12 protein-coding genes are annotated in these 11,375 nt (G+C 44.3%); 4 read left to right on the top strand and 8 right to left on the bottom strand.

Features of this window, described 5'->3' with window-relative positions; translation table 11 throughout:
• From crtI to EBR25_01340, 4 genes are all read left to right on the top strand, one after another.
• Nucleotides 1-1,246 (top strand): phytoene desaturase (gene crtI / locus EBR25_01355; protein NBW39629.1); only part of this gene is annotated, 1,246 nt, incomplete at its 5' end.
• Nucleotides 1,243-2,136: a phytoene/squalene synthase family protein gene (locus EBR25_01350; GenBank protein NBW39628.1), complete on the top strand. Its 894-nt coding sequence runs from the start codon at nucleotides 1,243-1,245 to the stop codon at nucleotides 2,134-2,136. The genes crtI and EBR25_01350, both read left to right, overlap by 4 nt.
• Nucleotides 2,133-3,257 carry a hypothetical protein gene (locus EBR25_01345; protein NBW39627.1) on the top strand — a complete coding sequence of 375 codons (1,125 nt, stop codon included), beginning with the start codon at nucleotides 2,133-2,135 and terminating at the stop codon, nucleotides 3,255-3,257. Before EBR25_01350 ends, EBR25_01345 begins: the two co-directional genes overlap by 4 nt.
• Nucleotides 3,250-4,125 (top strand): hypothetical protein, encoded by an 876-nt coding sequence (locus EBR25_01340; GenBank protein NBW39626.1) that lies wholly within the window; start codon nucleotides 3,250-3,252, stop codon nucleotides 4,123-4,125. Before EBR25_01345 ends, EBR25_01340 begins: the two co-directional genes overlap by 8 nt.
• A gap of 16 nt (nucleotides 4,126-4,141) precedes the next feature.
• Here EBR25_01340 and EBR25_01335 read toward each other — a convergent pair whose 3' ends face one another.
• The 8 genes from EBR25_01335 to flhA form a co-directional block, all read right to left on the bottom strand.
• Nucleotides 4,142-4,636: a BON domain-containing protein gene (locus tag EBR25_01335; protein ID NBW39625.1), complete on the bottom strand. Its 495-nt coding sequence runs from the start codon at nucleotides 4,634-4,636 to the stop codon at nucleotides 4,142-4,144.
• A gap of 3 nt (nucleotides 4,637-4,639) precedes the next feature.
• Complete coding sequence (locus tag EBR25_01330; protein ID NBW39624.1) at nucleotides 4,640-5,059, bottom strand: CBS domain-containing protein; 420 nt, start codon at nucleotides 5,057-5,059, stop codon at nucleotides 4,640-4,642.
• 49 nt (nucleotides 5,060-5,108) lie between these two features.
• The gene (locus tag EBR25_01325) at nucleotides 5,109-5,813 is read right to left on the bottom strand and encodes a hypothetical protein (protein ID NBW39623.1); all 705 of its coding nucleotides are present in this window, start codon (nucleotides 5,811-5,813) and stop codon (nucleotides 5,109-5,111) included.
• Between the two features lie 160 nt (nucleotides 5,814-5,973).
• Entirely contained in the window at nucleotides 5,974-7,143 is a 1,170-nt protein-coding gene (locus tag EBR25_01320) for a sensor histidine kinase (protein NBW39622.1), read from the bottom strand.
• 66 nt (nucleotides 7,144-7,209) lie between these two features.
• Entirely contained in the window at nucleotides 7,210-7,959 is a 750-nt protein-coding gene (locus EBR25_01315; protein ID NBW39621.1) for a FliA/WhiG family RNA polymerase sigma factor, read from the bottom strand.
• Nucleotides 7,952-8,176 carry a hypothetical protein gene (locus EBR25_01310; GenBank protein ID NBW39620.1) on the bottom strand — a complete coding sequence of 75 codons (225 nt, stop codon included), beginning with the start codon at nucleotides 8,174-8,176 and terminating at the stop codon, nucleotides 7,952-7,954. Before EBR25_01310 ends, EBR25_01315 begins: the two co-directional genes overlap by 8 nt.
• Entirely contained in the window at nucleotides 8,154-9,086 is a 933-nt protein-coding gene (locus EBR25_01305; GenBank protein NBW39619.1) for a MinD/ParA family protein, read from the bottom strand. The genes EBR25_01310 and EBR25_01305 overlap by 23 nt, the downstream gene beginning before the upstream one ends.
• Nucleotides 9,087-9,249: 163 nt before the next feature.
• On the bottom strand, nucleotides 9,250-11,373 hold the full coding sequence (gene flhA, locus EBR25_01300) for a flagellar biosynthesis protein FlhA (protein NBW39618.1): 2,124 nt from the start codon (nucleotides 11,371-11,373) through the stop codon (nucleotides 9,250-9,252).
• Nucleotides 11,374-11,375: the final 2 nt, after the last annotated feature.

Here is an 11,375-nt window from a genome sequence, read left to right as displayed (position 1 = left end):
GGCTCAAGAAGCGGAGATTCGCAAAATATCTCCGGAAGACGCTGACAACTACCAAGCATATCTTGATCACTGCGAAGCCCTCTACTCCGTAGGATATGAACAACTTGGGGCAGCTGACTTCTCCCGTTTTAGCTCAATGCTCTCAACCTTACCTCATTTGCTTCGCCTAGGTGCATTCCGAAGTCTCTGGCGACATACCGCTCGATACTTTAAGGACAAGCGCGTTCGCCAGGCATTCTCCCTACAAACGCTTCTTGTTGGGGGAAACCCCTTAAACACAACAGCAATCTATGGCCTTATTCATGCCATGGAGAGGCGTGGTGGAATCTGGTTTGCAAAGGGTGGCACTGGAGCCCTTATTAAAGCGTTAATTGAGCTTGGGAAACGGCATGGAATAAAAGTTCATTACAACTCTACTGTTTCTGCTCTACATACGAGTGGGAAACCAGGGCATACGGTTAACGGTATTTCCTACATAAAAAAAGGAGAAGAATCCTCTCTTTCGACTGACCTTTTAGTTTGGGGAGGTGACCCAATTAAGGCCTATCAGATGGCAGGAACGCGTCGTCTTTCTTTGGTTGAAAGGGGGCGATTGAAGACCGTGCACTCCTCAATGGGTCTTTATGTGATGTATTTCAAAACAAAGAGGCCATATTCAGAAGTGGCGCATCATTCAATTATTCTTTCAAAACGATGGGAAGGGCTCTTACACCAAGTATTTTCAGGAAAAACACTCCCTCATGATCCAAGCCTATATCTGCACCGCCCTGCAGCTACCGATCCCGGATTCCAACTTTCAAATGGAGACCTTTTCTATGTGCTTGCTCCAGTACCTCATCTTGGCAATTTTAATGGTTGGGAAGAGCAACAAAAGAGTTTTCAAAAAACAGTCGTGTCAGTCCTAGAAGAAAGCGCCTTGCCGAATCTTAGCTCTGAACTGGCCTTGGTTGAGAGTATTGATCCGCGCTACTTCAAACATACGCTTCATAGCCATCTAGGAGCAGGTTTTTCAATCGCACCGCGACTCTCCCAATCTGCCTGGTTTCGTTTTCACAACAAAATGGACAAAGTAAAGGGCATGTACCTGTGCGGTGCTGGAGTACACCCTGGAGGAGGATTACCAGGAGTTGCGACCTCAGCGAAAGTGATTCAAAAAATGATTACAGATGATTTTCAAGAAAGCGTTTCAACCCATCCGAATTCTCTTCAGACACAAAAGACTCCCGATAAGGAAAGAGCTGCATGAGTAAGGTGAATACACACCTATCAGTTATGTCTAAAGCGGGGAAAACCTTTTACTTCGCCTCTCGCTGGCTCGCTCCAGAGGTCCGGGCCCATACCGCAACCGCCTATCACTTCTGTCGTCTGATTGATGATGTGGCTGATGAATCTCAAAATCCTGAGGTACGAGAAGAACTGCTCTCTACGTTCCATCAGTCCATATCCACTCTACGCCCTATTGATCAAATCACTGCTGATACGATTACACTTATAAAGACTTTCCCTGAAATACAGTGTCCACTCGTAAAACTGATTGAAAGCTGCAAAGAGGATATCCCGGGGAAAAGTATTAAAGATGGCAGGGAGCTCATTGAGTATGCTCATGGAGTAGCAGGGACCGTTGGATTGCTCATGTATCCTATTTTAGGAGGGAGAGCAGATGTGGGGCGAGAGGCTGCTAACAAGTTAGGAATAGCTATGCAGTGTTCTAACATAGCGCGCGATGTATTGAAGGATTTACAAGACAACCGAGAATATTTACCTATCGATTGGCTTGATGGTCATACGGTACAAAGTGCGCTCGAATCATCACAACATGAGTCTCAGTCACTCCATAGCAAGAACGGCCATCGGCTAGTCGTAAATGCTCTTAAAAAAGTTTTAGAAATAGCCGATCAGCACTATGAAGAGGGATTAGCAGGACTGGTATATTTGAATCCCCGAAATCGATTTGCAATTCGGGTAGCTGCTCGTTGCTATCAGGCCATTGGAAATCGAGTCATCACTGCAGAGCACCAATTATCGAGCCAGCGTGCAGTGGTACCTTTTATAGAAAAATGTCTCATCACTTTTCGCCAAGTGCCATGGCTGCATTGCGACTATTTTAAACCTATTTATGAAAGTAACGTTCTGTGACACTGAGTATCGGCATAAGAGGAGCAGGAGCTGCCGGAATCAGCCTGGCGCACTCGCTGGCGCAGAAAATCCCAACCTGCAAGATTCATCTCTTTGACAAGCGAAGCTCAGCACCGCATCCAGAAAGAACATTCTGTTTCTTTGACGATGGGAGTATAGACATGTTTCAACTCCCAGTATCGGCTCAGTGGAACACGGTGCGATTTCAGAGCGAAAGATTCTCAAGAGAGTGTCTCTGCTCACACATGCCCTACTCACTACTACATGGCGAGAACTTCTTTTCCGATCGTCTCGCTGGACTCGATACTTCAAGAGTGACTTTTTCATGGGATCAGCAGGACGTCCAAATTGAACCTACTAAAATTACCACCGGAAATGCAGTCCATCAATTTAATCTTACTATTGATACTGCCTTTATTGCGCACGATGTAGAGCCTATCTTATGGCAGTCCTTCGCTGGTCATTGGGTAAAGACAAAACAGCCTTGCTTTAGCCCGCACATAGCAACTTTGATGGATATTGATAAAAGTTCTACGAAAAGCCCCCTGGATTTTGTTTATGTCCTTCCTACCTCCTCTCAAACTGCACTGATAGAGCATACCTGTTTCTCGATAGAGCCCCTCTCACCAGAAATGCATCTTAAGCAGTGTGAGCTATGGCTTAAAAAAAAGGGAATTCAAGATTGGGAAATCGAACGCTCCGAAAAGGGGCTCATTCCGATGGGGTTTCAATCTGCATCTGAATGCTCGGAGGTTATTACTTTTGGGAGTAACTCTGGGGCTATACGTGCAAGTACTGGATATGCGTTTCTGAATATATTAAGACAAGCTGAGGAACTCGCGAATCAGATAAAAAATGCATCCTTAAACTCCTATCAATCCTTCTACTTGCCTCACGTTGATTTCCATCCAAAATGGATGGAAATTTCTGATCGGCTCTTCTTAAAGGCATTAAAGCGCACTCCCATGAATGGCTCTATGATTATGTCGAATCTTCTCAGCAGAGCTCCCGAGCAGTCACTGATACGATTTTTAAGTGGAAATATCACGTTTTTGGATGCCATGAGTGTTATGATCAAAGCACCAAAATCAACCATGTTAAGGGCCTTATGTTATGAATAGCCAAGACAGAGGAAACATTATCGTAATAGCCCTTGCGGCGACACTCTTCTTCCTTAACTTATGGCGAGAGGATATTGTCGAATGGACTGCCCTACTGCTCATTATCGTTGCTGGAATACCTCATGGCTCATTCGATTTGCGAGTGGCTGAGAAAAAGTGGCCGTTTCTCCGTAGCAAACCAGTTCTCATCATTTCTTTATATAGCCTTATTGGCATTATGATGAGCTCTCTTTGCTTTCTTGTACCGTCACTTGGACTTGTTCTTTTTCTCATCATCTCAATCCTTCACTTTATTGACGGCGAGCGCCTATCACGTACGTCTACTCGAGGCACTGCTGAAGTTGTGGGGATTTCTGCGGTCCTCCTTCCTATTTTGATCCATTTTGACGAAGCCAAAGCCTATATGGCTTTTTTCATTCCCTCTGAAACACTTTTTTTTAGTGCCTCAATGGCATTAATTATCGGATGCCTAATTTCATTCTTGGTTCTATTCGCCGTCATCACTAATTTCATAAAAGGCAATAAGGAAGATGCCCTTCAACTATTGGCATGTCTAATCAGCTGGATCTGCCTGCCACCTCTTGCAGGCTTTGGAGTCTGGTTTTTGGGGAGGCACTCCCGTTTTCATCTAAGGGCATGTGGAGCGCTTTTTTCACAGGGGCTGAAGAGTGTAAATTCCTCAAGAGCAATTCCACTCGATTTTATTGCTATTTCCCTGACTGCAATCTTACTTATTCTACCTCTTAGCTACTGGTTCGATTTCACCAACATTCATCAGCTTTTTGCTGCGAGTATCATTCTCATCGCTGGTCTGACCCTTCCCCATATTCTGGTCACATTCAATATTGAAAAAACGCTACACTCATAATGTTCTTCCTGCATTGTTACTTTCGCTCTCGTTCTATCGAAATGGAAGCTCTAACCCCTGAGGTTCCACTACTCTGGCCAGTGGAGTTACAATATCGGATAGAAACATAGGGGCGCACTCTAATCGTATCTTCAACTTTTTTTACTCCCTCTAGGCTACCTGCGAGTTGCATCAGCCTTTCTCGACTTTCATCAGAAGAAACAATACCACTAAGATGTAGCACTCCATCGATCACAGATATTACCACTCCAGAACCATCTAAGGTTGTATCAGCGCTAACTTGCTCGCAGAATATTTGCTCCATCTTGCTATCGCCGTCTTCATGAACATCCTTTATTTCTTGATATTCATAATGCGAATCTTCTCTTTTTTTATTTGAGACCCTCTGTTCAACAGGTGAAACAAGAGACTTTGGCGGTGAAGAGTAGTCATTTGGCAGAAAGCTATTCATTCCTTCTGCTCTATATCCCTCCTGAGTGTCCTGCTCTCGAATCTTTCCCTTCCTTGGCATATATCAAATTCCTGTTGCTTCAGATGAAATACGTTTTCCTCTTTTACTCAGCGTTCTATCAATATCAACCTGAGATACAACACCCAAACATTTTCCTAATTCATCAACTACTATCAGCCTTCGAATCTCATTAGCTCTCAAGATACGAGTACATTCACAGAGGGGGGTATGAGGAGTAACAGTAACTACTGGATACGACATAAACAGAGAAGCAGATGCATGTTTGAGGTCAACACCATCAGCAATGACACGACAAACGATATCCCGGTCAGTAATGACTCCAACAAGGGACTTATCTTCCTCTTTTGAAACAACTGGCAATATTCCACAACCATACTGACTCATTCTTCTTGCAATGAGTCTAATCGGTGCATCGGTAGCACATGTAACGACACTCTTTGTCATGATATCATTCGCTTTCATAGCAGAATCCCGAAACGTTAAACTTGTTTTTTGCGAGCACTATTTACGGCTAATAAGATGGGAAACTCTGTCCTCGACGTTCCTCCCAGTCTCTGGGACGACCATAGTAGTCATATAACCGCGTGCATATTTCTTTATTCACTGGCTCTTCAGCCTTAAACGAGGGGGAAAGGCACAATTCTTCTCGAGTCCCGCTAAAGATGAGAGCTCTATTGCCCCACCGTATCGAATGAATCCTCTTAATAGGTATCAACACTTGATTCGCCAAAAATATCCTCCAACCTACTCTCACGACTACTTCTTGAATTTGCCAGCTCTGATCATCAATGATGAGATCTATCACGCAACCACTATCTTTATTATCTGTTAATAAATGAAGGCCACGGAGTCGACAAAAACTCCGAAAAAGACTTCTCCTTTGCATCTTTGACTCTGTAATGGTTTGCGCTTCAGCGTTATGACTGTTGTTGGATGTGGAGTTAGGCAACACCTCTATAGCCCATGGCTCTCTCTCGATATGCCTGTACTGAGGTAGTTTCTCCAGCTCTTCCATTGATAGAGATAGAGGAAGCTTACGCTCACTCCAAACAGAATGGCCACTCACATAATCTATGGATATTGCTAACGACTTTTGAGTTTTCCAAATCCCCACTCTCAGTCCGATATAGTCGATCCTCCATGTCTCCTCATTGAATAAGAAATCGACAATGCTTCCGATATGCCCATCTTGAGCTTGGGCACAATAACCCAGCATTGATTGTAGACTGCGCAACATATCCCTTTCCTTGATTCCTGTGCTGTATCATAAATGCAGAATATCAATTGCATATGATCCTTATCAAAGTCAGAGTCAAAGTACTCTGAAATCCGATTAGCACATGCGTCACTCTTATTGATGTACTGGGAAGTAACCATTAGATGGGAGCTGGAATGGACTGCAACGGCAATGCGATATGAAAGGTGGCTCCTAGCGCCGGATCCATACTATCAACAATTTCAATACTTCCACCATGCAGCTCAACGATATGTTTTGCTGTAGCGAGCCCAATTCCGGCTCCATCTCTAGTCGTTGAGTCAGACTTTCCTCGCTGAAATAACGAGAACACTTCCTCTCGAATATTAGCTCTTATACCTGGCCCATTATCTTGAAGCTCAATTTCTAGAAATTGCCCCAACGGTCGCTGTTTGATTCCGAGAGAACGTATAGCAATTTTTTGCTCTACTTTGTCGTTATACTTAACTGCGTTTCCAATAAGATTCATCAAAAGCTGGTACAGCAGTGCATTATTACCCCAAATCGCAGGTAGTGCATCGACAACCATTTCAAAGTTGTCACGCTCATATAAGGCTAGGTCCGAAACAACATTCTGTATGATAGACTTTAAACAGCATCTTTCCATTTTTGTAGCCTCTGCTCCTAATGTTGCGTGCTCGTAGAGAGACTGCACGAGGCTAATCAGACGTTCTGTAGAGCTCAAGCCGGAAGACATCAGTTTTTTGTATTTCTCTGGAAACTCTTTTTCATATCCCTCGAGAATATATTCTAATCTCATGGCAAGGGCAGCTAACGGAGCGCGGATGTCATGAGCGAGCGTCATAGTGAAGTGATTAAGCCGCCGGTTCTTCTCCTCAAGTAGCATATTCGACTCGGTGAGCTTACTACGAAGCAAGAGATTCTCATTGGCAATCTGACGTGTCCTTATTAAGGCAAGCATTGTCGAGTCTAACTCGTGGAGCCACATAGGACTCCTCTTGATGACTCTATAGCATCCAGCTTCATATAAACGGAAAGTATTTTCTTCTGAAGTCGTATTCTCAACTACGACAATGGAAGGCTCATAGTCTACTGTTTTTACCGTCACAAAAAATGTCTGTTTTTCTTGTTCAGAGCAATCTTGAAAGTCGATTACTACGATATCAATGGATTCGGTGCTAAGCAGTGCTTCCGCTGAATGACAATCATCGGCACTGATTATTGAGGCTTCTGGATGGCTCTTTCTAAGGAATGTGCAGACCTCCTGTTGATGGACGGAAGAAGAGTCTACTATGAGTATGGTAAGCATCGACGCTTCGCTCTTGGTCATATCTGTGCATCCCCTCAGCGAAAACTCCTGAATTGAGCACCAAAGAGATTCGTTGAATCGTCTCTCCTAAAATGCGTGTCGCAGGTAGTTCTTTAGGCGGATAAGGGCTCTTGATCTTACCTGGGAAGCCCGAGATTCAGTTACACCAAGAATCTCCCCTATTTCTTTCAGATTCAACTCTTCATAAAAGTAAAGACTGATGACCAATCGCTCCTTTTCTGGGAGACGATCAAGCGCACGCGCTATCAAGTTCACCTTTTCTCCGCCCAATAGTGAATTGAGAGGATCTCCTGAATTTGAAGCAATCCAATCATCTGCCTGAAATCGCTCTTCACCATGTCCAAAACCTAACTCCTCAAAGCTTAGCATAACGACACTGCCAACTTCTCCGAGCAACTTCTGAAATTCCTCTACTCCCACTCCTAGCTCAGCTGCGACCTCTTCATCATTAGCCGAACGACCAAGGCGTTGCTCAACCCGCTGATATGCTGACTCAATTTTATGTGACTTAAATCGGAGCGAGCGTGGAAGCCAATCTTGGGATCGAAAACTATCTAGAATCGCACCGCGAATCCGAAACTGTGCATACGTTGAAAAATTGGTTTCATGCTTGGGATCATACTTTTCAAGCGCATCCACGAGACCAATAATACCTGAATTCAACATCTCTTTGAGGTCCACATCTTTCGGCAGCCTTCCTGAAAGACGATGTACAACTTTCTTTACCAGAGGCAGATAACTCTTGATGAGCTCTTCCTTCTCATAGTCATCAACTGTTTTATAGGCCTCAACAGCTGTCTTTTTTGCCTTAGCCACCTGTCATCTCCTCATTGGTTTTCAAAATCTGAATAATCACACGGCTGATTGCAACCACCACCACAAAGACAAGAGTACATCTTACAAGCATTGTCGTAAGGGATACACGAGCTAACATTCCCGATAGTGAGACCACAAACATCGAGAGCAGAATGACTACTGCCTTGAGCTTGTGGATTCCAATAAAGGAACGTTTATGAGTGCTGTCTTTCGCCATTGATATCAGTCTCTAATAGTTGTCTAAAGAAAAATTGTACGCCTCCCTTAACACGAGAACGAATAAAATTATCTTCGAGGGATGAGGTAATCTTTTCTATTCCCTTTGAGGCAGGCTCACTTGGATACTCCAAGTAGAATGGTCGCTGGATGCGAGTAGCCTTCGATACAATCGGATCTTGTGGTATCCATCCTAGGTATTGAAGCTCAACATTTAAGTACTGATGAACTACCTCATCAAAGCGCTTAAACGTCTCAGTCGCCATTCGCTCGCTTGCCACGTTATTAACCAGCACATTGATAGAGCGCTCTCCAAAACGACGCGATAGTACCTTTATTAGTGCATAGGCATCTGTAAGAGACGTTGGCTCAGGAGTGACAATACAAACAATTTCTTGAGAAGCTCCATTAAATGAAAGCACTTCAGGTCCGATACCAGCAGGAGTATCGATAAGCAGATAATCATACCCGTATGCAAGCTCTTCAATAGCATGCAATAAATGGGCTCTCTCATGTTGAGTGAGTTGAAGTATTGAATCCACTCCACTTGCTGCAGGTATGATATCAATTCCTGCTGGGCCTGAAACAACGATATCTTTTAACTCAGCTCGGCCTTCGAGAAAATCATGGATAGTAAGGGTAACCTGAACGCCAAGTACCACATCGATATTTGCCAGTCCTAAGTCCGCATCCAGCATTAAGACGCTTTTCCCTCGTCCAGCAAGAGCAACCGCAAGATTCGATACGATATGAGTCTTTCCAACTCCGCCTTTTCCACTCGTAAAACTCATGACTCTCGCTGCCACTTCAGTTCCCCTTCTTTTGAGTGATTCTTGACATACCTGCAATGATAACTTCGACACAACAATTCCCTCTCTTTTAAGATTCCAATTGAACCCAAACGGGCTCATAAATTCCGTATTTCTAACTCATTGATTCTACTTGGTTTTTTTCACTCATCCCGCTAGTGAGCGTCTACGCACATCAAATCTCCTCTGTTCTGTTCACTTTTCTGGTCTCATTCCATGTACATCTGCAATCATCAGACCAAATCTTATCGTTCTCAAATCCGCTTTAATTACCGAGAGCCTCATCAATACCAATAACTCCCAAAGACTGAACTCTCACATGCGGAGCTATTTCCTGATGGCTTATCACTGCATAGCCCGGAGCAAATCTCTCTACAAATCGCGCTAAAGCTGCACGTATGTGATTCGGAGCAAGAATCACCGGAGTGAGTCCCTGCTCCACGAACTTGTTTGCTGCATTATTCAAGATGTTGATGAGCTTTTGTGCACTTCCAGGCTCTAGTGCTAAGTATGAGCCCTCATCGGTCTGCTGCAAGACACTACCAAGGTCTCTTTCCAGTGATGGATTTAGACTCGCCAACGGTAATCGTCCGTCCTCCGTTGAATATTTTTCGGTAATTACTCTTGCGAGTCTACGGCGGACGAATTCTGCCAGCTTTTCAGGCTGCTTCACATTTGGCGCCCAATCAGCTACCGTTTCGATTACGGTACGGAAGTCACGAATACTTACTTGCTCACGTAAAAGTGCTTGAAGAACTTGTTGAACTTGCCCAAGGGTAAGAACAGCAGGTATAAGCTCTTCAACTACCTTTGGATGATCCTCTGCGAGCTTATCAAGTAGATATTGAGTTTCTTGTCTTCCAATGAGTTCATGCATATTAGCGCGTATCATCTCTGTCAGATGAGTCGTAACAACAGTGGAAAGGTCTACAACGGTATATCCCGAGAATTGTGCGCGCTCCTTTTCAGAGTCTGGTACCCATAGAGCATCGAGTCCGAATGCCGGCTCTTTTGTTGGAATTCCATCGAGTGGAGAAGAAACGGTTCCTGGATCCATTGCCAATAAATGATTAGACTTAAGCTCGCCGGCCCCCAAGACTCCTCCTTTGAGCAAGAACTTGTATTCACAAGCACCAATGCGGACATTATCTCGTATATGAATAGGAGGAACGATGAATCCATAATCGATAGCAAACTGTCTTCTGAGTGAGCGGATTCGTTCAACGAGTTCGCCGCCCTCAACCAGAGACACAAGTTCATAACCAACTTCCAGTTCTAAAGTATCTACTCCAAGTAGTCCTGCGACTTCCTCAGTGCTACCTGGTCGTGGCGCATCCGAATCACTTTCTCCTGCTCCCGTAACTCCACTAGGCTCCTGACCACCTGACGTGCCTTTGCCTGTTCCAGAAGCTGCTTCTTGCTTCAAAGCAGAACGTCGAACAAGGCCCACCCCTCCACATACCATTGAAAGTACTGTAAATGGTATGAAGGGAAGTCCAGGCACAATTCCTAGACCAAGACAAACTGCTGAAGCGAGGAATAGTGGCTTAGTTGTCCTTCCAAGTTGGCTGAGAACTTCATTCCCAAGATCATCTCCCGAGGCTGCTCGGGCGACGATGAGTCCGGATGAAGTTGAGATAATAATCGAGGGGATTTGACTGACTAATCCATCACCTATTGTGAGTAGCGTATATGTCTCGGCTGCTACCATCCAATCCATATTCTTTTGGATCATTCCGATGAATAGCCCACCCACTATATTAATACCAGTTATAAACAATCCAGCTACCGCATCCCCCGTGACAAACTTGGCGGCACCATCCATTGCACCGTAGAATTCTGCCTCTTGTGAAATTTCTTTTCGGCGGCTCTTTGCTTCCTCCTCACTAATAATTCCAGTATTCAAGTCAGAATCTATTGCCATCTGCTTACCAGGCATCGCATCCAATGTGAAACGAGCGGCCACTTCTGCAATTCTACTCGAACCCTTTGTGATAACTTTTAAGTTAACGATACTAATCGCTATGAAAATTACGACTCCAATGACAAAGTTTCCTCCTACAACGAATTGCCCGAATGCTTGAATAACCTGACCAGCAGCATCTAATCCTTGGTCGCCATTGAGCAAGATGAGACGAGTCGAAGCGACGTTCATCGAAAGACGAAAAAGAGTGGTAACCAGTAATAGAGCTGGAAAAGAAGTAAAGTCGATAGCTCTTCCCATATATAGCGCAACAAAGAGCACAACTAGGGATAATGTAATATTCAAAGCAAGAAAAATATCCAGCAGGGCTGTCGGTATCGGAATAATAAGAATCGTTAAAATGCCGATGAGCGCGAGAGGAACCGAGCTTGCTTTCAATGAACGTGCATTACTAGATGATACCATAT

The organism is bacterium, from assembly GCA_009926305.1.
Taxonomy (GTDB): Bacteria; Bdellovibrionota_C; UBA2361; order UBA2361; family RFPC01; genus RFPC01.
The sequence above is the reverse complement of the archived record's forward strand: the minus strand, read 5'-3'. Positions and strand labels throughout refer to the sequence as shown.